The following is a 23,401-nucleotide window of genomic DNA, read 5'->3' as shown; positions in this document are numbered from 1 at the left end:
GGACCCGAGCACCCTGCGCGCGAACTCACCGGCGCTTCACAGCTGCGCGGCGACGCGTTCGAGCCGGCTCTCGGTGTAGGAGGCGATCTGGTCGGCAATCACCCGCACCCGGGCGGTGTCGTCTGCGGCGGCGTCCCACCACGGTTGCAGGAGAGGGTCGAGCGCGGCCGGACCGGTGGCCAGCAGATATTCCGCCACGGCGATCAGCCGGTCGCGCTGGGCGGCCTGCCGGAGTTTGTGGTCGGGATCGGACATGACATAGCGCAGGGCGACGGTTTTCAGCATCGCGACCTCGGCCGCGGCGACGGGCGGCACCAGCAGATCGGCGCAATAGCGGGCCGGTGGACCGGACGCGGCCTCCTTCGTGGTGACCACCGCCGCGTTCGCGAACCTGCCCACGAGTTCACTGGTGAGCCGCTTCAACGCGACCGAGCTGCGTAGCGTGCCGTCGTAGTGGAAGACATCGGCGATCACCGGCAATCCCGACAGCCGCTGCGCCGCGGCGACCAGATCGTCGACCGACAGCGCGCGATGCTGCACATGCCCCAGCTCGGCCAGAGCCAGCCGCTCCACCGGGTCGGCCAGTGCGCGCAGATCGATCCGGCCGGCGATGATCCCGTCCTCCACATCGTGCACGGAGTAGGCGACATCGTCGGACCAGTCCATCACCTGGCATTCCAGTGCGGGCCGGCGTTCCGGGGCGTCCTTGCGCACCCACGCCAGCCTGTCGGCATCCACCTCGTAGGCGCCGAATTTGCCGCCCGGCGCCATACGCTGCCACGGGTATTTGATGCAGGCGTCGAGGGCAGCGCGGGTGAGGTTGAGCCCGGCGCTGTGACCGTAGAAATCGAGGACCTTCGGTTCGAGCCTGGTCAGGATGCGCAGGTTCTGGGCGTTGCCCTCGAACCCGCCGTGCTCGGCGGCGAAGATATCGAGTGCCTTCTCCCCGTTGTGCCCGTAGGGCGGGTGGCCGATATCGTGCGCCAGGCCCGCGAGTTCGGCCAGATCGGGGTCGCAACCGAGTCCGTCGGCGATACCGCGCCCGATCTGCGCGACCTCCAGGGAATGAGTGAGCCGGGTACGCGGGGTGTCGCCCTCGCGGGGACCCATGACCTGCGTTTTATCGGCCAGGCGGCGCAGCGCGGCCGAATGCAGCACCCGGGCGCGGTCGCGCGCGAATTCGCTGCGGTGCCCGTTGCCGCCGGCGCCGGCCTCGACCAGGCCGGCCGTTTTGGGGGCCTCGGTGACCAGGCGTTCCCGGTCGTGCTCGGTGTAGGTCATCGCACCAAGTCTGCCACCAGGGTGTGACGTTGCGGAGTGTCCGGCAGCACCGGCAGGTGAAGCGTTATCGACCGGCGGTGTAGCTGAAATCGTCCGCCGAGAAATGGGTGAGCTGGTACCAGAGCAGGGCTGCGGTCTCCCGGGCGATCCCGTGCGCCTGTGATTCGCGGGTGTACACGGCGGGGCCGGTGCGGGTGGGCGCGGTCCACGCGTCGAGTCCGGCGTCGCGGGCCATGGTGCGGGTGCGCAGAGAATGCCAGGGGTCGCTCACCAGGGCGGCGGATTCGAGCCCCCGCTCTTTCATTGCCGCCGCCACCGCTTCGATACTGCGCAGGGTGTCGGACCCGGTCTCCACGGCGAGCACCGCGTCCGCGGGGAGGCCCGCGTCCGTGAGGTACATCTTCCCCGACGCCGCCTCGGTGTAGAGGTCGCCTTCCTGTTTCCCGCCGACCGTGATCACCAGATCCGAAACACCCTGCTCGTACAGCTGCTCGGCCTGATACAGCCGTGCCTCGAACACCGACGACGGGGTGCCCGAGTACTGAGCGGCCCCGAGCACCACGATGGCGTCCGCCCGGGTGTAGTCCTCGATCCGCGCGACCTGCCACACCCGCACCGCGGTCCCGAGCAGAAGGACCAGCCCCAGTACCACCGCGCCGCTGATCAGCCGGCCTGCCCAGCGCAGAATCGCGGCACCGATCCCGCGCGGTGCGCGGGAATCGGCACGCGAGTCCGGTCGTGTACGCGCGGGAGCCCAAGTCACATCGACAAGTCTGCCAGGCAGGTTCCGGGCGCCGGGCAGCACGGACCCCGAACCGGCAATCACCGAGCTACCCGAACGGTATACCGTTCACCCTGTTCAGGCGGTCGGCTATATCGGTTACCACCGTTTCGGCAATCGCAAGCGACACCGAAATCCTCGCACTACCGGGCACATCGGGCCGACGTTGGCGCCCGAATCGTTATCGGATTCGCCGGATGGTGGCGGTACCCGTGTCCGGAGCCGGCCACCGGGTCCCGCAGTAAGCTCTCCGTCATGGTGGGGGGTCCCAGCGATATCGAGATCGTCGCGGCGTTGCGGGCCGCGACACCAGCGGCGCGGCGCGAACTGATCACGGCGATGGACGATCTACTGGCGGATACGGATAGCCTGCACGCCAGGCTCGTCGTTCCCGATCGCCGGCCGGACGGTTCCCTCGGTTTTCCCTATCCGAAACACAGCCCGGCCCTGGTACGAGTGTGCACCGCGCTGTACGCGGCGGATGTCATCGTGGTGTTCGACTGGCGGGAATGGGAAGGCGGCAACGCATATCCGGGTGGCGCCGGCCTCGAGACCGCCACGATCGCGGACGTCGCACGGCTGCTGACCTTCGCAGTGCGCAGCGAACGCTTCTACGACAACGCGCTGGTCGACAAGCTCGCGGACGGCACGTTCCGCGCCGCGCTGCACCGACTGCGCGCGTGGTACGACAGCCCGGAAGCCGGCCCGCTTCCAGCCGCATCCCTCCCGGTCACCCGTCCCACCGCTCCCGGCGGCACCTACGAGCACGTGTTCTACTTCCGGACCGCGTTTTTTGCCATCTATTCCTGGTTCTTCCTGATCACGGGGGGCCTTCTGCTACTGCTCGTATCCGCGAGCCTGGCGCTGTCGCTGATTCCTCCGGCCTCTTTCCCGCCAGGGCAGACAGTGCAGACAGTCCTGCTGGGACTGCTGGGACTGGCGACGTTCTGTGGCGGCGCGGGGATCCGCTACGCCGGGCGCCACGGGCGGACACAGATGACGCCGAATGGGGTTACCACGCGGGCAATCCTCACCACCGAGTATCCGTGGCACACCATCGAATCGATCCGCAAGATCAAACGTGGCCTGTTCTGGCGGGTAGAGGTGAAGACCTCGGGAAAGCCCTGGATGCCGCTGTTCGGACCCCGGTCCCGAGGTCCGGCCCCCGGACCTGAGTTCGACGCCGGTCTGGGGCTGATCGAAAGCTGGTGGGAGCGCTATCGGCACTACCCGGACGGCGGGCGCTCCGAGCCGGAGGTCACCGAAATACTGGGCCGGCCCGTCGGCTGAGTTCCCGTGCGCACGACCGACCGAAAAACCGGATCTAACGGACAAATTCGGCGACGAGCCGCCTTCGCACGGTGAATATCCCGTAGATCACGGTCGAACACCGGTAGATTGTGCTGCCGATACGGGCAATTTGTGGTTGGCTGTTCGTCGGCGAGGTCTGCTGCGTCACCAGCCGTTCCCCGGTGACCACGGATCCGCCCTTACTTATGCGTCAAGTCGCAACGATGCGGCATGCCTTTGAACAGTTTTGGGAATCCTGGGAACAGGTGAACGGCCCGTGGCCGTCTCGGTGAGCATATGGAGTACACGATGCCTGGATGGAAGAATGCCGCGGCCGGTCTGGCGATAACCCTCGCCACTGTCCTTGCCCCCGCGGTGGCCACGACGACTGCCCATGCGGCCCCGGCGCATTGCCCCGGACTGTATGTGGTGGCGATCCCCGGAACCTGGGAGACCTCGGTAGAGGACCCCGGCAAGGGGATGCTCGCCGCTGTCACGGACGGCCTGCCCAACGGCGCGTACGCCGACTACGTCGCCTATACGGCGACCGCGTTCCCGTGGGAGGGTGAGGTCTACGGGCGCTCCAAGAACGAGGCCGTCGCCGGCGCGCGCGGATTGATCTCGGATGTCTCGCGGCGTTGCGCCAACACCCGGTTCGCCCTGCTCGGCTACAGTCAGGGAGCCGACGCTGCCGGCGACCTCGCCTCCGAGATCGGTACCGGCCTGGGCGTTGTCCCCGCCGACCGGGTCGCCCTGGTCGGGCTGATCGCCGATCCGCGCCGCTCCCCCACCGACAACCTGATCGGCCCAGCGGTGCCCGGCGCCGGCGCGGGCGGCCCGCGGCTGACGGGTTTCGGCTGGCTGAGCAACCGCACCTACACCTTCTGCGCGGTGGGCGACCTGTACTGCTCCACCCCCGACGGTGATTTCGCCGCCCGGATCGCCGGGTTCTTCGCGCAGGTCTCGAATGGCGATCCGGCCCAGTTGGGCAACTATCACTCGCTGGGTACCGAACTGCTCAACGATGCGCTGGCCGCGGGCGGGATCGGCCTGCTGCACGACCAGCTCAACGGCGCCGCCTACGAGGAGCGTAAACAGCAGATCGACGATTTCGTGAAATCCGGCATCCACCAGAGCTACCCGAGCTACGGGGTGGCCGGCGGCGCCACGGCCCTGACCTGGCTGCGGCAACAGCTCGTCGCCGCCGCCTGACGGGACACCCGTTACGGCCCGGCCGCATTCCGGCCGGGCCGTCGGCATCTGGTCACCAGCCGCGGCTCTTCCATTCGGCCAGCTGCGGTCGTTCGGCGCCGAGGGCGGTGTCGTCCCCGTGGCCGGGGTAGACGACCGTATCGTCGCCGTAACGGCCGAACAGTTTGGCGGTGACATCGTCGAGCAGGGTGGTGAAATCCTCCGGGCGCCAGGTTTTCCCGATACCGCCCGGAAAGAGGCAGTCCCCGGTGAACAGGTGGGTCCGGCCGGAATCGTCGGTCAGGGCCAGTGTGACCGAGCCGGGGGTGTGCCCGACCAGATGGATCACCTCGAGCGTGAGGTCGCCGACGGCGACGCTGTCTCCCTCGGCCAGCAGCCGGTGCGGGGCGACCGGCAGCGGTTCGGCATCCAGCGGATGCGCGGCGGTCGGCGCACCGGTTGCCGCGGCGACGGCGGCGAGTGCCTGCCAGTGGTCGGGATGCTGATGGGTGGTGACGATCAGGCCGACCCCTTCCGGGGCCGTCTGTTGGACCAATTCCACGATGCGGTCCGCGTCGTTGGCGGCGTCGATGAGCAATGTCGCGCCGGTGGCGGCGCACTGCACCAGGTAGGTGTTGTTGTTCATCGGGCCGACCGACATCTTGGTGATCCGGGCGCCCGGAACCTCCCGGCGCTGCGCGGGGCCACCCGGTTCGACATGTCCCGTATAGGTCTTTTCGACGGTGATCACACCCCGATGCTAGCCATGATCATCCGTACACCGGTTCCGGGACCGGTGGCGGTCGGCAGCAGAGCCTCCCGCGACGGTCGTTTGTTCGGAATCCGTCAGCCGATAAGGAAGGAGCTCATACCGGATCCGGCGCAGAGACGAAGGCCGGCGCGACAGCGTGGACCGTAGGTGGTCTGTATGTCGCGCCGGCACTGTCCTTGCCGGCCGGCGCTCTAGCAGCCGAGCAGCCGCTGCGCGAGGTAGCCCTCCACCTGGTCGAGGGCAATGCGCTCCTGGGACATCGAGTCGCGTTCGCGGACCGTCACGGCCTGGTCGTCCAGGGTATCGAAATCGACGGTGATACAGAACGGAGTGCCGATTTCGTCCTGCCGGCGGTAGCGGCGGCCGATGGCACCGGCATCGTCGAATTCGATATTCCAGTTCCGGCGTAGCCGCGCGGCGAGATCCTTGGCCTTCGGTGTGAGGTCGGCGTTGCGCGAAAGCGGCAGCACGGCGGCCTTCACCGGGGAGAGCCGGCGGTCCAGCCGCAGCACGGTGCGCTTGTCCACGCCGCCCTTCGCGTTCGGGGCCTCGTCCTCGGCGTACGCGTCGACCAGGAACGCCATCAGCGAACGGGTCAGACCGGCCGCAGGTTCGATCACGTACGGGACGTAGCGTTCTTCGGAGGTCTGGTCGTAGTAGCTGAGGTCGACACCCGAATGTTTGGCGTGGGTGGACAGGTCGTAATCGGTGCGGTTGGCGATACCTTCCAGCTCACCCCATTCGCCACCGGTGAAGCCGAAGCGGTATTCGATATCGGTGGTACCGGCCGAATAGTGCGACAGTTTCTCCAGAGGATGCTCGAACAGGCGCAGGTTCTCCGGGTCGATACCGAGGTCGGTATACCAGGAGAAACGGGTGTCGATCCAGTACTTGTGCCATTCGGCGTCTTCACCCGGTTTGACGAAGAACTCCATCTCCATCTGCTCGAATTCGCGGGTGCGGAAGATGAAGTTGCCGGGGGTGATCTCGTTGCGGAAGCTCTTGCCGATCTGGGCGATACCGAACGGCGGCTTCTTCCGCGCGGTGGTTTCGACGTTCTTGTAGTTGACGAAGATGCCCTGCGCGGTTTCGGGGCGCAGGTAGTGCAGGCCTTCTTCGTCGTCCACCGGGCCGAGGTAGGTCTTGAGCAGACCCGAGAAGTTACGCGGTTCGGTCCATTTGCCGGGCTGGCCGGTTTCCGGATCGTTGATATCGGCCAGGCCGTTGGCCGGCGGGCGACCGTGCTTGGCCTCGTAGGCCTCGAGCAGATGGTCGGCGCGGTAGCGCTTGTGGGTGTACAGGGATTCCACGAGCGGGTCGGAGAAGGTTTCCACATGCCCCGAGGCCACCCAGACCTGCCGGGGCAGGATCACCGAGGAGTCGAGGCCCACCACGTCTTCACGGCCGGTGACCATGGAGCGCCACCACTGCTTCTTGATGTTGTCCTTGAGCTCGACGCCCAGCGGACCGTAGTCCCACGCCGATTTGGTACCGCCGTAGATCTCACCACACGGGTACACCAGCCCCCGGCGCTTGGCGAGGTTGGCAACGGTGTCCACCTTCGACTTGGGTGCCACGCGAGAACTCTCCATCCACTACGTAATCGCCAGTAGTTACGCTGCCCGGATCGGGCGCACGTGATCGCGGCCGCCACGGCAGTTGTCCGGGCGTGAACCGCTGATCGGGTACAGCCTAATGGGCACTGTCGGGCGCAGCCCATCCGCAGTCCGCGCGCGGCCGGAGCGGGGGCGGAGGTGTCGCCGAGGACCAACCCGCCGCGGCGGTGTGGACGGGTTGCCGGCATGCCGGAGCGGAGGGCGGAGGTATCGCCTGTCCACCCACGCGAAGGGATTACGCACCCGCATCGGCGTGGACATTTGACATGCGTATCCATGCATATCAAAATGGGACCGGTTTCCAATAAGGAGTGGACCATGACAACCGATACTGCCGCCGACGCCCATAACCCCTACCGCTCCCCCGCACCGGCCCCGATCCCGGCCCGCACGGTGCTGGAGAACGCCGGTGAGCTGCTGCGCGCGCTCGCGGCCCCCGTTCGTATCGCCATCGTGCTACAACTGCGGGAGTCGCCGCGCTGTGTGCACGAACTGGTGGATGCCCTCGGTGTCACACAACCGCTGGTCAGCCAGCATTTACGAATTTTGAAATCGGCCGGGGTAGTGCACGGCGAGCGTTCGGGCCGCGAGGTCCTGTACGAACTCGTCGACGACCACTTGGCGCATATCGTGGTCGACGCAGTAGCGCACGCCGAAGAAGAAGGGTAATTCGTGTCCGAGAGCCTGGTCACCGCGAAAGGGACCACCAGACAGAAAGCAGTCGGTATTCGCACCACGCGGCAACGCAATGCGATCGCCTCGCTCCTGGAGGATATCGACAGGTTCCGTTCGGCCCAGGAGCTACACGACGAGCTACGCCGGCGCGGTGAGGGTATCGGACTGACCACCGTCTACCGGACGCTGCAATCGCTCGCCGACGCCGGGCGAGTGGACGTGCTGCGCACGGACAACGGGGAGTCGGTGTATCGGCAGTGCTCCAACGGGCACCATCATCACCTCGTCTGCCGGCACTGCGGACGGACGGTCGAGGTCGCCGGGCCGACTGTCGAGAAGTGGGCCGCCGGGACGGCGGCCGACCATGGGTTCACCGAGGTCAGCCACACTCTAGAGATCTTCGGCACCTGCCATTCTTGCGCCGAGGTCCGGAGCTGACCCGACCGCCGGGGTGATACCGAACCATGCAGCCCGCTACCCCGGTCGACGGGCAGCGGGCTGCATGGTTCGCGGATAGCCCGGATCAGGCGGGTACCGGCACCGCCGCCGGATCTCCCGCCACGGTCTCGGAACGGCGGCTGTCCCGCAGGACGCCGAGGCCGAGCAGTACCAGCGCGAGCCCAGCCCAGCCCACCAGCACCAGTAGCGGGCCCTGCGCTCCCGCCCAGTCGAAGAACGCGACCGAGCGGATCAGCGACGCCGCGGCTCCCGGGGGCAGCAACTGGCCGATCGTCCCCCACGGCTGCGGCAGCAGTTCCGGCGCCGAGGTAGCGGCGGAGAACGGGTTGCCGATCAGCAGCATCACCAGTGCCGCGATCCCGATCCCGGCGCGGCCGATCACAGTGGCCAGACCGGTGACGGTGCCGGCGACGGCGAACGAAACCAAGCCCGCGACCAGCGACAGCTCCAGATAGGGGCCGGGCACGATCGACAACCAGGTCTGGGTGACCAGCATGCTCAGCAGGCCGCCCGCGATACCGAAGGTGAACACCCCCGCGATCCGCCCGGCGGCCGATGGGACCAGCAGGGTCAGCAAAACTCCCCCGGCGATCCCGGCCATCACGAGCGGCAAGGCCATCGCCCCGAAGCCCGCGCCGCGCGGATCGTCGGGATCCCCGGCGACCACGTCTTCGGCCTGGATGGGCGGCGTTCCGGACATCTGCTGTCCGATCTGAGTGAGCTGCTGGGCCACTGCGGGACTGGCACCGGAGGCGACCAGCATCCTCGGCGCGCCGTTTCCGGTGACGATCGCGCCGTAGACCTCGCGATTGCCGATGGCCGCACGGGCCGCAGCCTCATCGGGCACGGTGGTGAGTTCGAAGGCGCCCGGGCTCTGGCCGGCCAGCCGCGCTTCGACCATCTCGGCCTGGGGCCCGGCGACGGCCAGCGGGAGGTCACGCGGGGCGATATTGGTCGCGGGCCAGGCGAAGGCGATCAGCATCAGCGCCTGGAGGAGGGCCGCGCCCAACCCGATGGCGACGGCGCGCTGGATGACGTTCATGACGTTCTCCCCAGAAATCGAAGGCTCGTTCTTTTAACGGTGAGCCCACCGTCCCACCGGCTATCGCGACTTGTCAAGAACGAATATTCGTTTTAGTTTATGAACATGCCCCGAGTAAGTGCGGAACACCTGGAACGCCGACGGCAGCAGATCCTCGATGCCGCCCGGATCTGCTTCATCCGCAAGGGCTTCCACCAGACATCCATGCAGGATGTCTTCACCGAATCCGGTCTCTCCGCCGGAGCGGTCTACCGGTACTTCAAGAGCAAGGACCAGATCGTCGTCGCCCTCGCCGCCACCGCATCCGGCGATATCCGGGGCCGGATGTCGGAGGCGATCCACCGCGAACCCCTGCCGACACCGGCGGAACTCGTGGCCGATATGACCGTGTGGATCTCCGCGCAAAGCGGTCCCGAAGGCCGGTTGAGGCTGGCTCCCCTGGCCTGGTCGCTAGCCCTGACCGACGACAACGCCGCCGGCCCCGTCCAGCAGACCATGACCGGAATCCGGGCGATGTGGCGCGATTATGCGGAACGTATGCGCGAACACGGCTGGCTCCCGGCCGATGCAGACCTCGATGCGGTGGCCGCGGCACTCTTCGGTCTGCTTCCCGGGTTCGTGTTGCAGCATCTGGTCATCGGAGATCTGTCCAACGAGCAGTACGTCCAGGGTGTCGCCACCCTGCTCCCGTACGGCCCGGCGCTGAGCACCGGAGCGGATGGTCAGGGCAGCAAACCCTGACGCGCCTCGCCCGCACCGCCGAGTACCAGCAGCAGCATGGTGGTCAGCGCCTGATCGTCCAGGCCGGCCGCTGGGAATGTGTAACGCAGGATCACGTCCGCGAGCTTCTCGTGCGCGATCAACGCGATCGACCCGAACTGCAACGCGGCATTACGCTCCGCCACCCGCTTGTGCAATTGCGGTTTGAGCGGGCGGTCCCAGGCCAGCACGCAGGTCAGCGACAGCACATCCAGGCCCGGCGTCAGCGTGAACGCACTCAGCGAGCACAGGGCACCGTGGAAATCGAACCGCAAGGAACCATCGGTATCGACCCGGATATCGATATCGTGCAGGCCCAGGCCGGCGCCGGCGCGCGCCTTCAGTTCGATATCGGGGGCCACGGCTCCCGATCCGGTCTCGGACGTCATTTGGCACCACCGAACCGGCGATCCCGCCGCGCGTACTCCATACAGGCCTCCCATAGATTGCGGCGGTCGAAATCCGGGAACAGGGTGTCCTGATAGACGAATTCCGCGTACGCGGACTGCCAGATCAAGAAGTTCGAACTCCGATACTCGCCCGAGGGCCGCAGGAACAGATCCACATCGGGCATCTCCGGTTCGTCCATGTACCGGGCCAGCATGGCCTCGTTCACCTTCTCCGGATCCACCTCCCCCGCGGCCACCCGCCGAGCGATTTCCCGTGCGGCATCGGCGATCTCGGCACGACCACCGTAGTTCACGCACATGGTCAGCGTCATCACGGTGTTGTCCTGCGTGAGCTCCTGCGCGACCTCTAGTTCCTTGATCACACTGCGCCACAACCGCGGCCGCCGCCCCGCCCAGCGCACCCGCACCCCCATCTCGTGCATCTCGTCGCGCCGTCTCCGGATCACATCCCGGTTGAAGCCCATCAGGAACCGGACCTCTTCGGGGCTGCGCCGCCAGTTCTCGGTGGAGAACGCGTACGCCGACAACCACTTCACACCGATCTCGATACACCCCTCGACGGTGTCCATGAGAACGGCCTCGCCCTTCTCGTGACCGGCGGTCCGCGGCAGTCCCCGCTCCTGCGCCCAGCGACCGTTGCCGTCCATCACCAGCGCGACATGCCGGGGAAGGAGCTCCCGCGGAATATCGGGCGGGGTGGCGCCCGAGGGATGCGGTGCCGGCGGGCGGACGGTACGAGCACCGGCGGACGCGTCCGAACCGGCAGAGTCACGACGCAGGATCACGGTTCAAAGAGTAACTGTGCGCGGACCACACCGACCTGAGCGGGTTCTTACCGGACGCCGGTTCGCACGTGCAGTGAGCGGCGGCCCAACGAGACACAGCGGTAGTGGTACACGCATGAATCGAGCAGGCCGAACCTTCGCAACTGATCAGCGGAACGAACACGCAGTGTCAGTGGGTCGCCGGCCCGGCGACCCCGGATGCCGCGCCACCGACAGAACGTTCGATCAGCGGCAGGGTGCGTAACTCGCGTTCCAGATGCCACTGCAAGTGGGCCGCGATCAGGCCGCTGGCCTGGCGGCGGGCCGATTCCGGGATATCCGCGACCCGATCCCAGCGGCCGTGACGCAGGGCCAGCAGGTGATCGAAGACCGCGAGAGCCGGGGTGGCGGCGCCGGCCGGTCGGCAGTGCACGCAGACAGCGCCACCGGCACCGATATGGAACGCACGATGCGGGCCGGGGGTGGCACAGCGGGCGCATTCGTCGATGGCGGGGGCCCAGCCGGCGTAGTCCATGGCGCGCAGCAGGAAGGCGTCGAGAACGAGTTCGTGGGGGCGTTCACCGGCCGCGATCGCGCGCAGGGCACCCGCGGTGAGGGTGTGCAGCCGCGGGACGGGAGCACGTTCCTCCCCGGCCAGGCGTCCGGCGGTTTCCAGGACCGCGCAGGCGGTGGTGTAGCGACCGTAGTCGGCGACGATGGCCGTCGCGAATGCCTCCACGGTATGCACCTGGGTCACCGTGTCGAGGCTGCGACCGGGATGCAGCTGGATATCGACATAGGCGAACGGCTCCAGCCGCGCACCGAACTTCGACTTCGTGCGGCGCACCCCTTTCGCGACGGCCCGCACAATCCCGTGTTGCCTGGTCAGCAGCGTGACAATACGATCGGCTTCGCCCAGCTTGTGCTGGCGCAGCACCACCGCATGGTCCCTGTACAACTGCACTGCATTATTATGCGTCGCCTGCGGCGCCGCGGGTTTTGGCCCCCCTTGGTCAAAACCTCCAAGGGCCTCGTAAGACTCGGCACCGGCCGTCGGTCGCGCCGGGATGTCGGGCCGGACGACCCGATCCGACGTGCAAGGACGACCGCTACGAGAACGCCTCCGGTTGTCCCGCGGCTCGGCCCGGTTCTAGGTTCCGAGGTGGACAGGGAAGGCGGCGGGATCGTTCTGTGTGAGCACAGGGAGGTTGCCGTGTTCGGTGAGGAGAATATCGGCACGCAGGTCGGGGAAGCGGTCGAACAGGGCAGGCAGGGCGATGGCGGCCTCCAGCCGGGCCAGGGCCGCGCCGGGGCAGATATGCGGGCCGTGGCCGAAGGAGATATTGCGGTTCGCGGTCGGCCGGGTGATATCGAAGGTGTCGGCATCGGCGCCGTGCAGGCCCTGGTCACGGCCGATGGCGCGATAGGACATGACCACACCGTCGCCCTTTTCGATGGTGAGATCACCGACGGTGATGTCCTCGGTGGCGAAGCGCATCAGCAGATGGATGACGGGACCGTCCCAGCGCAGCGTCTCCTCGATCGCTTCTTCCCAGGAGCGTTGCCCGGCCCGGATCGCGGCGAGCTGTTCCGGATGAGCGAGCAGGGCGCGGGTGGTCATGACGATCAGGCTGACGGTGGTTTCGTGACCGGCGGCCACCAGCGCCTTGAGGTTGCCGTGCACCTCTTCCTCGGTGAGCGGGGTTTCGCCGGCGGCGACATCGTGAATGAAATCGGAGGTGAGATCGTCGGCCGGGTTCGCTGTTTTCGCGCGGATGAGGCCGGTGTAGTAGTCGTCGAGTTCGGCGAAGACCCGCATCCGCTCGTCGTGCGGAGTGAGCAGCGAGAAGAACTTCTTGTACGCCTCGAGCAGGTAGGCGTGATCGGTGCGCGGCACTCCCATCAGTTCACTGACCACCCGCATCGGCAGCGGGTAGGCGAAAACCTGCTTCAGATCCACCACACCGCCGGCACCGGCTTTCGCCAGATCGTCGAGAAGTTCGGCGGTGAACTGTTCGATCTTCGGCCGCAGCGCACCCAGGCGGCGCGGGGCCAGCGCACGGGTGGTCTTGATGCGCAGCCGGCGGTGTTCGGCACCGTCGACGGTGAACATGGAGCGGCCCGCGTCGATCATGCCGATCAGCGGCCATTCCCGGGTCACCGCGCCGGACTGCCACAGATTCCACTGTGTGTGATCTTTGACCAGGCGCGTGTCACCGAGGAGTTGCCGCGCCAGGTTGTGCCGGGTGATGCTCCACGCCGGGGCGCCCAGCAGGTCGATCTTCGTGAGCTCCGGGCCCGCGCACAGGGTGCGGGTCTCCCCCGCGAGATCGGCGACCATGGGGTCGATGGTCAGGGCCGCGCTATGCGGGCATTGCCGGCTCACGAGCCACCTCCAACGGCGGGAACAGGAGTGAAACGGACAGGAAGAGAGGTGAACCCACGCAGGAAGGGGGAGGGCCTGCGGACCAGGGACTCCCCCGGAACCGCCAGGTCCAGATCGGGCAGCCGGTCGAGCAGGACCTCGATACCGGTGCGCGCGATGATCTCGGCGATCTGCTGGGCCGGGAACGGACAGCGGTATTCGCCGTGCCCGAAAGCGAAATGGGCGGCGTTACCGGAATGCGCGGGGTCGGCGCCGTCGCCGGTGTACTGGCGGATATGCGGATCGGAATTGGCGGCGGCCAAACCGAGCAGCAACATATCGCCGCGACGGACAAGTGCTTCACCGAGCCGGGTATCGCGCGCGACCCAGCGGCCGGCCAGGATCTGGGTCGGCGTATCTTCCCAGAGCACTTCGGTCATGGCCTGACCGATACTGTGCCGGGCCGCTCCGAACGCGGCGGCGAACCGGTCGTCGACCAGCATGAGGCGGATCGAATTACCGATCCAGTCGGCGGTCGGCAGATGCCCGGCCGCGGTGACCGACTGCATATTCAGCACATACTCTTCGTCGGCGAACGGGACAGGATCAGCAAGCATCCGCGACACCAGATCCTGACCCGGCCGGAGTTTTTTCTGCACCAGTAGCTGCTGCATGTACTCGACGAAACGCTGGTAGGCGGCCGGGGCCTCGGTGCCGCCGTCACACAGCACCTGCATGGTCTGCGCCAGATAAGGCCCATCGGCTTCGGGTACGCCCAGAATCCAGGCCAGGGTCAGCACCGGGAGCAGCTCGGCGAATTCGGTGACCACATCCGCGTGGCCACGGCCGCAGAACCGGTCGATGAGGCCGTCGGCCAGCTTCTCGCAGGCGCTGCGCAGCGCGAACGGGTCCACCGATTCCAGCGCGGGCTCCACCAGCGCCACATGCCGGGCGTGTGCGGCGCCCGCGGTGAAGTAGATCCCTGGTTGCGGGCGGCCCACCATCGGCAGCAGCGGCCAATCCGGCGGGATCGCCGGCCACTGATTCCACAGCGCCGAATCCCGCGGGAACAACATTCCGTCCGTGGTGACCTGATGCAGTTCCCGATAGCCGATCACCAGCCACGCCGGGATACCGCCGATGAGTTCCACCGCCACCACCGGGCCGTGCTCGGACCGTATACGTGTGTAGAGCATCGCGGGATCGGTGTGGAATCCGGGGCCGTCGAGCCGGACCGCGCCCGGTTGCGCCGCTGGGCAACTCGCGGCAGGCGCGCCGGCGCTGTACTCGAGACCGGTCACGGTCGCACCTCCAGCCCGGCCGGGGCCTGCCGCTCGATGAGGTGCTCGACAAGCCCGATCAGGACCCGTTTGCCCGAATCCCGCGAGCGCGCGTCGCAGCCGAACAACGGAACGTGCGGGTCCAGGTCGAGGGCATCACGGACCTCGTCCAGCAGCGGCGGGACAGGGTCGAACGAATTGCACGCAACCACGAACGGGGTGCCCTGATATTCGAGCCGGTCGATGGCGTACCAGCAATCACTGATCCGGCGCGGGTCCACCAGTACCACCGCGCCCAGCGCACCGGTGAACAGCCGATCCCACAGGAACCAGAACCGCTCCTGCCCCGGGGCGCCGAACACGTACAGCACGTATTCACCGGACACGCTGATCCGCCCGAAATCGAAAGCGACCGTGGTGGTGGACTTCCCGGTCACCCCGGATAGATCGTCCACCCCGGCCCCGGCATCGGTCATCACCGCCTCGGTGTCCAGCGGCTGGATCTCGCTCACCGAGCGGACCATCGTCGTCTTACCCACCCCGAAGCCGCCGACGACAACGACTTTCAGGCCGTGCCGCACCGAACCGGCCAGGGGCACACGAGAACGGGTGGGGCGGTCGTCAAAGGCTACGGAGTCCAACTAGCACCTTCTCGAGCATGTCGATATCGAATGTGTCGCCGTAGGGTCCCGCGGCGAGCTCGGGATGGCGCACGGTGACCTTGCCGGTGTGCAGCAGATCCGCGACCAGAACCGTCGTGATGCCGATCGGCAGCCGCAGTTCGGCGGCGATCTCCACCACGGCGGTCGGCTGCCGGCACATGGTCAGGATGGCCACGTGTTCGCGCTGCATCGCCGGTGCGGGCACGCATTCACTGACCACCAGGGTGACCGGATCGAATTCTTCGGTGGTGGGGGCGGCGCGGCCGCCGGTGAGGGTGTAGAAACGGTCGGGTTCGTCGTCGCGGCCGGGGCGGTTCACAGCAGTCTCGCTCTACTCCCCCGCGGCGGTGCGGACAGATACTCCCCGACCTGTTCGATCAGCGCCGCCATCTGCCCGCCGACCAGACCGGCATCGGCGTCGTCATCGGCGAGGACCGCGATCTGGGCGCCCGCCCCGGCACCGACGATGAACAGGATCCCGCCGTGGAATTCGGTCATCGACTGCCGCACCCCGCCGCGGCCGTTGCCGAACTCCGCGGAGGCGCTACCTGCCAGGGCCTGCACACCGGAGGCGATGGCGGCGAGCCGATCGGCCTGATCCATCGACAACCCGGCGGTATGGCATATCTGGATACCGTCCGCGGCGAGCAGTACCGCGTGCCGGGCACCGGCGGTTTCGCTCAGCAGCCGCTGTAGCAGCCAATCCAGTTGCGCCGGATCCGATGTCGTCATCGATCGTTCTCCCAGTCGGTTGTCGTGGAATGACGCGCCGGTCGCGCGGCGCCGTTACCGGGCGACCCGATCGGTCCGCCGAAGGGCTGCGGGTCCTCCTCCGCCCGACCGGTGACCGCGCGTTGGAACGCCCCCATGGCCGCGGCCGTCGATCGGTGTTTCGCGGCAGTGTCCTCCTGTGCGGAACCGTCGAAGCAGTCGAGATCGGGCCGGGCGGGCAGACCTTCGGGGTGGGCTGCGGCCAGGGTGCTGCCCCGGCGCCGTTTGGGCAGGACCGTCGTGGTGACCGCCGAAATATCCGATATCGGCGCCGGAAACTGTCCCGACGTGTACTGCGTGACCTGATGGCGGCCCGAGGTGTACGGGGATTGCGCCGGATAGCCCGCGCCGCGGTGCGCATGGGTATCCGGGACGCCGTCCGCGGACAGGGGTGCGGTCGAATAGCGTGACCCGGTATCGGACCCGCCGGTGGACACCCCTGGCGGCAATCCCGGCTGTTCTGCCGAATGCCCGGCGGGTAATGCCGGGGTGGCCGGTGGTTCGATGCGGGCGGTGAGGTCTCGGGGGATCATCACCACCGCCGCGGTGCCGCCGATGGCCGATGGCCGGTAACTGACGGTGAGTCCGTGTTTGCGGGCGAGCCGGCCGACAACCGCCAGCCCGAACCGGGTGCCGTTGAGCGACGACAGCCCCTCGGTCCCGGCCTCCGTCCCGGAGACCGTGGCCTGCGCCCGGCGCAGCGAGGTTTCGCTCATCACCAGGCCGCTGTCCTCGATCGTCACCGCCACACCCGCCGGGATCTCCGCGGCGTAGATATGCACCTCGGTGGTGGGCGGCGAGAACCGGCAGGCATTGTCGACCAGTTCGGACAGGGCGTGGATAACACCTTCGGCCGCGTGCCCGGCGATCGCGATCTCGGCGACGGCCCGCATCCGCACCCGCTGATAACCGCCGACCCGCCCGATGGCCGCGCGCAGCACCCGTTCCAGCACAATCGGTTTGGCCCAGCGCCGGCCGGTGCGCGCACCGCTGAGGATCGCGATACTGTCGGCGAGGCGACCGGCCTGGGCGGTGGCGTGGTCGAGTTTCAGCAGATCGGCGAGTACGGCCTGGTCGGCGTATCGATGCTCCAGGTCCTGCAGTTCGGCCAGCATGCTGGTGGTCATCGCCTGCATCCGGCCGGACGCGTTCGCCAGCGCCGCGACGGCCACCGACCGGCGCCGTTCAACGGCCGCGGTGGCCTCCTTCTCCACGGCGACGGCCTGTTCGGCGGCCGCGCCCCGGGCCTCCGCCCGGGCCAGCAGGTCCGCCGTTTCCGTCCGGCGCTGCTGTTCGGTCACGAACAGCCCTCGGACGTACACCGCGGTGGTGATCGCGGTACACGCGCCGACGACGGCGACGGAAATCCATATGGCCGTGAGCATCCGATCCGGCGGCGACACGGAGAGCATGGCGCCGGCGACCAGTCCGACGCCGGCCGTCACCGAGATCGCCAGCGCGAGCGCGGGGGCCACCCATTGCCGCCGGTTCGCCGGTCCGGGCCCACCCGGACGGCCCGCCATCACCGATTCGTACATAAGTCGGGTACCCCCGCTCGCGCCAAGTCCTGCCGACTCGACCACGAGCCTGCATCCGGCACCCCGTCGTGCCCCGTTACCGAATCGTCGGGCGAGAAGTGGTTTCGCTCCGACGAATCCGGGTATCGGGGCCGAAGCTTATCGGCCTAGTCCAACCAGCGCTACCCGGGCAGGTCAAACCTCAGCCAACATTCAGAATCGAAAAGAAGCCGGCCGAGTCCGATCTAAAAGCCGAGTTTGCCCAGCTGCTTGGGGTCGCGCTGCCAGTCCTTCGCGATCTTCACGTGCAGGTGCAGGTAGACCCGGGTCCCGAGAATATGCTCGATCTGTTTGCGCGCGTTCGTGCCGACCTCTTTCAGGCGCGCACCGCCTTTTCCGATGATGATCGCCTTCTGGCTCGGCCGCTCCACATACAGCAGCGCGTGCACATCGAGCATGTCCTCGCGTTCCTCGCGCGCCAGCACGTCTTCGATCACCACCGCCAGCGAATGCGGTAGCTCGTCGCGGACCCCCTCCAGCGCGGCCTCCCGGATGAGCTCGGCCATCAGGGTTTCCTCGGGTTCGTCGGTGAGTTCACCGTCGGGATAGAACGCCGGCCCGGGCGGCATCTTCGACGCGATGAGATCGACCAGCAACTCGACCTGCTCACCCTTGACCGCAGAAACCGGGATGACATCGGCATCCGGTCCGAGCAGTTCGGATACGGCGAGCAGTTGCTTCGCGATCTGCTCCCGGCCGACCTTGTCGATTTTGGTGACCACACCGAGCAGGGTGGTCTTCGGTGCCATCTGCCGCACCTGCTGCACGATCCAGCGATCCCCCGGGCCGATCTTCTCGTCCGCCGGGATACACAGCGCGATCACATCGACCTCGGAATAGGTATCGCGCACGAGATCATTGAGTCGCTGGCCGAGCAGGGTGCGCGGCCGGTGCAGCCCCGGGGTGTCCACCAGGATCAACTGGGTGTGTTCCCGGTGCACGATCCCGCGGATGGTGTGGCGAGTGGTCTGCGGCCGCGAACTGGTGATCGCGATCTTCGCCCCCACCAGTGCATTGGTCAGCGTCGATTTACCCGTGTTCGGGCGGCCGACGAAACAGACGAAACCGGACCGGAACTCCCGCTCACCGGATTCAGGCATCGGTGGCCTCGTAACCCTCGGCGATATCGAAAACCGCCCCCGAAGTGTCGGCGAAAATGATCCGCGTGCCCGCGGACACCTCACGCACCGCCGAAACCCCCGCGTCGGCGAACTTGCCGCCCACCACGACCGCCGCCTCGAAACCCTCCGCACCGCTGGAGATCGCCGCCGCCACCGCCGACTGCAACGCCGTGAGCCGCAACGCCTGCAATCCCACCTCGCCGGCGGCATAGGTGCGGCCGTCGGTATCACGGATCGCCGCTCCCGCGGCGCCCCCCGCGCGGCCCAGCGCCCCCCGCGCCAAAACCAGCAGCTTGTTGTCCTCGGCATCCAGTTCAGTCATGGCCTGCTCCCTCGTCACTTCGGGCGGACGGTCGGTCCCGGTCCGGCTCCGCATCGGTTTCCGTGGTCTGCTCCGGCGCCCGAGCCACCACCACGGTGTGCACCCGGACCCGCCCGCGGGCGTCCGCACCGCCCTCGCCGCGTAACTCCAGCCCGTGCGCGACGACCTCTGCGCCCGGCAGCGGTACCCGCCCCAGTTCGTGCGCGAGCAAACCGCCGACGGTGTCCACTTCTTCTTCGCCGATCGGCAGTCCGAACAACTCGCCCAGATCGGCGACCGGCAGCCGCGCCGACACCCGGTAGCGGCCCGGTTCCAGCTCTTCGATCGGCGGGGTCTCGTCGGTGTCGTACTCGTCGGCTATCTCGCCCACGATTTCCTCGAGCACATCCTCGATGCTCACCAGCCCGGCGATACCGCCGTATTCGTCCACCAGCAGGGCCATATGGTTTCGCCGGCGCTGCATCTCGTCGAGCAGATCGTCGAGCGCTTTGGAATCGGGCATGAAGACCGCGTCGCGCATCACCTCGCGCACGCGCACACTACGCCCGCGATCGGCGTAGGGCACCAGATCCTTCAGGTACACCACGCCGAGGATGTCGTCGACGTTCTCCCCGATCACCGGAATCCGGGAATGCCCGCTGCGCACCGCCAGCGACATCGCCTGCGCCACCGATTTATCGGCTTCGATCCACACCATTTCGGTGCGCGGCACCATCACTGCCCGGGCCGTGGTGTCACCGAGTTCGAATACCGACTGGATCATCCGGCGCTCGTCGTCGGCGACCACACCGCGTTCGCGCGCCATATCGACCACTTCGCGGAGTTCGATCTCGGAGGCGAACGGCCCGTTGCGGAAGCCCTTACCGGGCGTGATGGCATTACCGAGCAAGATCAGCAGCCGGCTCAACGGGCCCAGCAGGGCACCGATGAACTGCAACGGCAGCCCCGCGGCGAGGGCGATGGAATACGCGTGCTGGCGGCCCAGGGTGCGCGGGCCGACCCCGATCACCACATAGGAGACCAGCACCATCACCACGGCGGTGACCAGCAGCGCCCAGACACTGTCCATGAACTGTGTCAGCGCCGCGGCCAGCAGCACCGTCGCGGTGATCTCGCACAGGATGCGCAACAGCACCATGAGGTTCACATAGCGCGGCCGATCGTCCACGATCCGGCTCAACCGCACCGCCCCGGGCCGGTCGCCCCGCGCCATATCGTCGAGGCGGGCCACCGACAAGGTGTTCAACGCCGAATCCACTGCGGCGAATACCCCGCCCACCGCAGCGAGCAACACGGCGAGCAGTAAGAGGATCATCTCGTTCACGCGTGCGCGTCACCCGGCCGCGATCGGCCCTCTTCCGGTGCCACGAACCCCGTTTTGTCCAGCAGCCGGGCGTCGCGCGCCGCCAGTTCGGCACGGCGCTGCTCGTCCCGCAACTCCTCGTACCACTGTTCCAGCAGCTGGGCTTGCAGGGTGAACATCTCCTTCTCCTCGGCCGGTTCGGCATGGTCGTAACCGAGCAGATGGAGTACCCCGTGCACCGTGAGCAGGGCGAGTTCGTGATCGAGCGAATGCCCGGCCTTGGTGGCCTGGTCCAGGGCGAACTCGGGGCACAGCACGATATCGCCGAGCATGGAGGGGCCGGGTTCCGGACTGTCGGGACGGCCACCGGGCTCGAGTTCGTCCATCGGGAACGACATCACATCGGTGGGCCCCGGTAGGTCCATCCAGCGCATATGAAGGTCGGCCATGGTGTCGAGATCGACCAGCACCATCGACAGCTCGGCCGCCGAGTGCACATCCATCCGGCCGATTACGAAGCGGGCGACACCGACAAGGTCTTCCTCGGGCACGTCCATACCCGACTCGTTGGCGATCTCGATACTCACCTGGTCAGCCTAATGGGTGCGGCCCGCCGCACCGCATCCGACGCCCGCCCGCAACCGCTACTACCGCGCCCCGCGGCCCGCCGCCCGCCGTTGCGCCCGGTTCCCGGACATATGCGGCGGCCCGACCGGCGGCCGCGTTTCGGCCTCGAATCTCTCGTAGGCGTCGACGATGTCGGACACCAGCCGGTGCCGCACCACATCGCTGCTGGTGAGTTCGGCGAAATGAATATCGTCGATCCGGGTGAGGATCTCGCCGGCCGCGCGCAGCCCCGACCGCGCCCCGTGCGGCAGATCCACCTGCGTCACATCGCCGGTCACCACGATCTTCGACCCGAACCCGAGCCGCGTCAGGAACATTTTCATCTGTTCCGCGGTCGTATTCTGCGCCTCGTCCAGAATGATGAACGAATCGTTCAGGGTGTTGTGAGTCAGCAAGAAGTCTTCTGTCACGTACAGCGAATCCTGCGCGGCAACCTGGATACAGACCGCTTCCTCCGTACCCGCAGGCTCGATCCGGTCGATATAGCGCATCGGCCTACCGCCACCGGAGGCGTATTTCGCAGCCTTCCGAGTGAGCCGGAACGGCTCGATACCGGCAGGCAGGCGGATATCGACGGTATGGGAATTATGCCGGTAATGGACTGCACGCCCATTGGCCCTGCCGGGTTTGCGGTCTAGGAACGCCTTCGTCCGCGTATACGCGACACCGCCCAGCGACCGCACCAGAAACACAATATCGTCGCGGAGCCGCTCGGAGACCGTGGAGAACTGGATCCGGCACGTGCGACCGTCCTGAGCCACCGGGCCGCCATCGGAATCCAGCAGCCCCTGTAGCACTGCCAGCCGCACCGACGCGTCGTTGTACAGGTACAGACCGGGCACGAATTTCGTATTCGAACGAGTTCCCGCCAAGTCCAGCTGCCGGGCGGCGCCGGTGATCGGATTCTCCAACGTCACCGATTCACCGGGTTGCCGGTCCCGTTTCAGCACGTAGTCGACCCTCGAGGTGCGACGCAGGGCGATACCTGGCACCGCTTGCAGAAGCCGGTCGGCCAATTCCGGGTCTGCGGTCGAGAAGGACGGCGTGGTGGAGCCTGTCAAGCATCCATCACCCAACAGCAACCCGAGAGCGTAGCCATCCATCGGCACGGGCTGCGTGGGAAAGCACACCGGCTCGCTGAGCAACGGCAGCTCATAACGACGGTAGTGCGCTGACCGCAGGTTGCCGACCATATCCCGGGTCTCCAGCACCCGGGGCGGTTTGTTCCGGCGCCGGTCGTCTCGGGTGTAGACAGACCACAGGTGGTCCGCCGAAGCGAGTGTCGAGGCGCCGTCCTGGGTATGGACGCGATAAATCTCTTTGGGCCCTTGGGGATACACGCCGAGCACAGGCGTGGGCCGACCGTCCGACCCGATGACAAGATCGCCTACCTGCAACTCACCGATCGCCCGGAAGCCCTCCGGCGTCAGTACCTTCGTGAACAGTGGCTGCGCACGCCCACGCATATACGCCAGTGGCGCAACTTCGATAACTCCTGCAGACATCAATTTCGGAATGGCTTCCGGGTCCATCATGTCGTGCAGGGCGTCGTACAGCGGACGCAGATACGGGTCGATCTTCTCGTTCAGCGTGCCGGGCAGAAAGCCCAGGCGTTCACCGGCTTCGACGGCCGGGCGGGTGAGGATGATGCGATTGACCTGTTTGGACTGCAGGGCCTGTACGGCCTTCGCCATCGCCAGATACGTTTTACCGGTACCGGCCGGGCCGATACCGAAAACGATCGTGTTATCGTCGATCGCATCCACATAGCGTTTCTGGTTCAGCGTCTTCGGGCGGATGGTCTTCCCGCGCCGCGACAGAATATCCAGGCTCAGCACCTCGGCCGGCGATTCGGCACTGCCGTCGGTGAGCATGGTGACGGTATGCCGCACCGCTTCCGGGGTGATGGCACGGTTACGGCCGGTCAGCGCCACCAACTGCTCGACGACACGTTCGGCCAGCGCCACCTCGGCGGCCGGGCCGGTGAGGGTGACGAGATTGCCGCGGACATGGATATCGGCGGACAACAGAGTCTCGAGCTCACGCAGGTTCGCATCGGCCGAACCGAGGAAGGGGAACACCGACTCGGGCGCGAGCTCGATACTGGAACGGACAGTGCGCCCTGCGGGCCCGGAGGCGCCGTTCTCGGCCGCGGAAGGATTCTGATCGCCGATATCGCCTTGTGATCGCACGTAGTGGCTATGGCCTGCTTTCCGGTCTCGACAGGCGCGGTGAGGCGCACTGTTTGCTCTGCTCGCGAACGGTATCGCTGCCCCGAGTCTAACTCCCGGGCCCGACAGGTCCCACCCGAATTACGGCGGTCAACGGCCGAA

General features: G+C 67.1%; 24 protein-coding genes. 5 read left to right on the top strand and 19 right to left on the bottom strand.

What is annotated here, in order from left to right; translation table 11 throughout:
- Positions 1 to 36 precede the first annotated feature (36 nt).
- Together NS6_RS25670 and NS6_RS25665 are read right to left on the bottom strand one after the other, a co-directional pair.
- Positions 37 to 1,281 (bottom strand): deoxyguanosinetriphosphate triphosphohydrolase, encoded by a 1,245-nt coding sequence (locus NS6_RS25670; RefSeq protein WP_068046552.1) that lies wholly within the window; start codon positions 1,279 to 1,281, stop codon positions 37 to 39.
- Between the two features lie 64 nt (positions 1,282 to 1,345).
- Positions 1,346 to 2,044 (bottom strand): YdcF family protein, encoded by a 699-nt coding sequence (locus NS6_RS25665; protein WP_068046549.1) that lies wholly within the window; start codon positions 2,042 to 2,044, stop codon positions 1,346 to 1,348.
- A gap of 273 nt (positions 2,045 to 2,317) precedes the next feature.
- Here NS6_RS25665 and NS6_RS25660 point away from each other — a divergent pair, with 273 nt between their 5' ends.
- Together NS6_RS25660 and NS6_RS25655 are read left to right on the top strand one after the other, a co-directional pair.
- A complete protein-coding gene (locus NS6_RS25660; protein WP_068046546.1) occupies positions 2,318 to 3,352 on the top strand; it encodes a DUF6508 domain-containing protein in 1,035 nt (344 codons plus the stop codon).
- A 309-nt stretch (positions 3,353 to 3,661) separates the two neighbouring features.
- Positions 3,662 to 4,564: a cutinase family protein gene (locus NS6_RS25655; RefSeq protein ID WP_084471438.1), complete on the top strand. Its 903-nt coding sequence runs from the start codon at positions 3,662 to 3,664 to the stop codon at positions 4,562 to 4,564.
- 52 nt (positions 4,565 to 4,616) lie between these two features.
- Here the strand turns inward: NS6_RS25655 and NS6_RS25650 are convergent, their stop codons facing one another.
- Together NS6_RS25650 and NS6_RS25645 are read right to left on the bottom strand one after the other, a co-directional pair.
- A complete protein-coding gene (locus NS6_RS25650; RefSeq protein ID WP_068046545.1) occupies positions 4,617 to 5,294 on the bottom strand; it encodes an MBL fold metallo-hydrolase in 678 nt (225 codons plus the stop codon).
- A 212-nt stretch (positions 5,295 to 5,506) separates the two neighbouring features.
- Entirely contained in the window at positions 5,507 to 6,892 is a 1,386-nt protein-coding gene (locus tag NS6_RS25645) for a glycine--tRNA ligase (RefSeq protein WP_068046999.1), read from the bottom strand.
- Positions 6,893 to 7,249: 357 nt separating this feature from the next.
- Here NS6_RS25645 and NS6_RS25640 point away from each other — a divergent pair, with 357 nt between their 5' ends.
- Positions 7,250 to 7,600: an ArsR/SmtB family transcription factor gene (locus NS6_RS25640; protein ID WP_084471436.1), complete on the top strand. Its 351-nt coding sequence runs from the start codon at positions 7,250 to 7,252 to the stop codon at positions 7,598 to 7,600.
- A gap of 3 nt (positions 7,601 to 7,603) precedes the next feature.
- A complete protein-coding gene (locus NS6_RS25635) occupies positions 7,604 to 8,044 on the top strand; it encodes a Fur family transcriptional regulator (protein ID WP_245669507.1) in 441 nt (146 codons plus the stop codon).
- Between the two features lie 85 nt (positions 8,045 to 8,129).
- Here the strand turns inward: NS6_RS25635 and NS6_RS25630 are convergent, their stop codons facing one another.
- Positions 8,130 to 9,107: a hypothetical protein gene (locus NS6_RS25630; RefSeq protein ID WP_068046542.1), complete on the bottom strand. Its 978-nt coding sequence runs from the start codon at positions 9,105 to 9,107 to the stop codon at positions 8,130 to 8,132.
- A gap of 105 nt (positions 9,108 to 9,212) precedes the next feature.
- On the opposite strand from NS6_RS25630, the gene NS6_RS25625 reads away from it, so the two are divergent.
- Entirely contained in the window at positions 9,213 to 9,848 is a 636-nt protein-coding gene (locus NS6_RS25625; protein ID WP_068046992.1) for a TetR/AcrR family transcriptional regulator, read from the top strand.
- Here the strand turns inward: NS6_RS25625 and NS6_RS25620 are convergent.
- The 14 genes from NS6_RS25620 to NS6_RS25555 form a co-directional block, all read right to left on the bottom strand.
- Positions 9,830 to 10,255 carry a hypothetical protein gene (locus tag NS6_RS25620; protein WP_068046539.1) on the bottom strand — a complete coding sequence of 142 codons (426 nt, stop codon included), beginning with the start codon at positions 10,253 to 10,255 and terminating at the stop codon, positions 9,830 to 9,832. The genes NS6_RS25625 and NS6_RS25620 overlap by 19 nt on opposite strands.
- On the bottom strand, positions 10,252 to 11,061 hold the full coding sequence (locus NS6_RS25615; protein ID WP_068046536.1) for an isoprenyl transferase: 810 nt from the start codon (positions 11,059 to 11,061) through the stop codon (positions 10,252 to 10,254). Before NS6_RS25615 ends, NS6_RS25620 begins: the two co-directional genes overlap by 4 nt.
- Before the next feature lie 169 nt (positions 11,062 to 11,230).
- Positions 11,231 to 12,004, bottom strand: coding sequence for a DNA repair protein RecO (recO, locus tag NS6_RS25610; RefSeq protein WP_068046533.1), 774 nt, complete (start codon positions 12,002 to 12,004; stop codon positions 11,231 to 11,233).
- 186 nt (positions 12,005 to 12,190) lie between these two features.
- Positions 12,191 to 13,426, bottom strand: a complete 1,236-nt coding sequence (locus NS6_RS25605) for a cytochrome P450 family protein (RefSeq protein ID WP_068046529.1) — start codon at positions 13,424 to 13,426, stop codon at positions 12,191 to 12,193.
- A complete protein-coding gene (locus NS6_RS25600; RefSeq protein WP_068046526.1) occupies positions 13,423 to 14,706 on the bottom strand; it encodes a cytochrome P450 family protein in 1,284 nt (427 codons plus the stop codon). Before NS6_RS25600 ends, NS6_RS25605 begins: the two co-directional genes overlap by 4 nt.
- On the bottom strand, positions 14,703 to 15,326 hold the full coding sequence (locus tag NS6_RS25595; protein ID WP_068046522.1) for a GTP-binding protein: 624 nt from the start codon (positions 15,324 to 15,326) through the stop codon (positions 14,703 to 14,705). The genes NS6_RS25600 and NS6_RS25595 overlap by 4 nt, the downstream gene beginning before the upstream one ends.
- A complete protein-coding gene (locus NS6_RS25590; RefSeq protein ID WP_068046989.1) occupies positions 15,307 to 15,666 on the bottom strand; it encodes a DUF742 domain-containing protein in 360 nt (119 codons plus the stop codon). Before NS6_RS25590 ends, NS6_RS25595 begins: the two co-directional genes overlap by 20 nt.
- Positions 15,663 to 16,079 (bottom strand): roadblock/LC7 domain-containing protein, encoded by a 417-nt coding sequence (locus NS6_RS25585; protein WP_068046519.1) that lies wholly within the window; start codon positions 16,077 to 16,079, stop codon positions 15,663 to 15,665. Before NS6_RS25585 ends, NS6_RS25590 begins: the two co-directional genes overlap by 4 nt.
- Positions 16,076 to 17,641, bottom strand: a complete 1,566-nt coding sequence (locus NS6_RS25580; RefSeq protein ID WP_245669506.1) for a sensor histidine kinase — start codon at positions 17,639 to 17,641, stop codon at positions 16,076 to 16,078. The genes NS6_RS25585 and NS6_RS25580 overlap by 4 nt, the downstream gene beginning before the upstream one ends.
- 239 nt (positions 17,642 to 17,880) lie before the next feature.
- A complete protein-coding gene (era, locus tag NS6_RS25575) occupies positions 17,881 to 18,795 on the bottom strand; it encodes a GTPase Era (RefSeq protein ID WP_068046513.1) in 915 nt (304 codons plus the stop codon).
- Positions 18,788 to 19,138 (bottom strand): cytidine deaminase-like protein, encoded by a 351-nt coding sequence (locus tag NS6_RS25570; protein WP_068046511.1) that lies wholly within the window; start codon positions 19,136 to 19,138, stop codon positions 18,788 to 18,790. The genes era and NS6_RS25570 overlap by 8 nt, the downstream gene beginning before the upstream one ends.
- Positions 19,131 to 20,453 carry a hemolysin family protein gene (locus NS6_RS25565; RefSeq protein ID WP_068046986.1) on the bottom strand — a complete coding sequence of 441 codons (1,323 nt, stop codon included), beginning with the start codon at positions 20,451 to 20,453 and terminating at the stop codon, positions 19,131 to 19,133. The genes NS6_RS25570 and NS6_RS25565 overlap by 8 nt, the downstream gene beginning before the upstream one ends.
- 5 nt (positions 20,454 to 20,458) lie before the next feature.
- Positions 20,459 to 21,028 carry an rRNA maturation RNase YbeY gene (gene ybeY / locus NS6_RS25560; protein WP_068046509.1) on the bottom strand — a complete coding sequence of 190 codons (570 nt, stop codon included), beginning with the start codon at positions 21,026 to 21,028 and terminating at the stop codon, positions 20,459 to 20,461.
- Positions 21,029 to 21,088: 60 nt separating this feature from the next.
- Positions 21,089 to 23,242, bottom strand: coding sequence for a PhoH family protein (locus tag NS6_RS25555; RefSeq protein ID WP_068046982.1), 2,154 nt, complete (start codon positions 23,240 to 23,242; stop codon positions 21,089 to 21,091).
- Positions 23,243 to 23,401 lie beyond the last annotated feature (159 nt).

Origin of the sequence: Nocardia speluncae NBRC 108251 (assembly GCF_001613245.1) — a bacterium.
Lineage (GTDB): Bacteria > Actinomycetota > Actinomycetes > Mycobacteriales > Mycobacteriaceae > Nocardia > Nocardia speluncae.
Note: the sequence above shows the minus strand (reverse complement) of the source record. Positions and strands in the feature narration are given on the sequence as shown.

Excerpts from the sequence above, each read along its gene's own strand:
- NS6_RS25670 (WP_068046552.1), bottom strand. The coding sequence starts at position 1,281 with ATGACCTACACCGAGCACGACCGGGAACGCCTGGTCACCGAGGCCCCC.
- NS6_RS25660 (WP_068046546.1), top strand. The coding sequence starts at position 2,318 with ATGGTGGGGGGTCCCAGCGATATCGAGATCGTCGCGGCGTTGCGGGCC.
- NS6_RS25655 (WP_084471438.1), top strand. The coding sequence starts at position 3,662 with ATGCCTGGATGGAAGAATGCCGCGGCCGGTCTGGCGATAACCCTCGCC.
- NS6_RS25640 (WP_084471436.1), top strand. The coding sequence starts at position 7,250 with ATGACAACCGATACTGCCGCCGACGCCCATAACCCCTACCGCTCCCCC.
- NS6_RS25630 (WP_068046542.1), bottom strand. The coding sequence starts at position 9,107 with ATGAACGTCATCCAGCGCGCCGTCGCCATCGGGTTGGGCGCGGCCCTC.
- NS6_RS25625 (WP_068046992.1), top strand. The coding sequence starts at position 9,213 with ATGCCCCGAGTAAGTGCGGAACACCTGGAACGCCGACGGCAGCAGATC.
- NS6_RS25620 (WP_068046539.1), bottom strand. The coding sequence starts at position 10,255 with ATGACGTCCGAGACCGGATCGGGAGCCGTGGCCCCCGATATCGAACTG.
- NS6_RS25585 (WP_068046519.1), bottom strand. The coding sequence starts at position 16,079 with ATGACGACATCGGATCCGGCGCAACTGGATTGGCTGCTACAGCGGCTG.
- NS6_RS25580 (WP_245669506.1), bottom strand. The coding sequence starts at position 17,641 with ATGGCGGGCCGTCCGGGTGGGCCCGGACCGGCGAACCGGCGGCAATGG.
- era (WP_068046513.1), bottom strand. The coding sequence starts at position 18,795 with ATGCCTGAATCCGGTGAGCGGGAGTTCCGGTCCGGTTTCGTCTGTTTC.
- NS6_RS25570 (WP_068046511.1), bottom strand. The coding sequence starts at position 19,138 with ATGACTGAACTGGATGCCGAGGACAACAAGCTGCTGGTTTTGGCGCGG.
- NS6_RS25565 (WP_068046986.1), bottom strand. The coding sequence starts at position 20,453 with ATGATCCTCTTACTGCTCGCCGTGTTGCTCGCTGCGGTGGGCGGGGTA.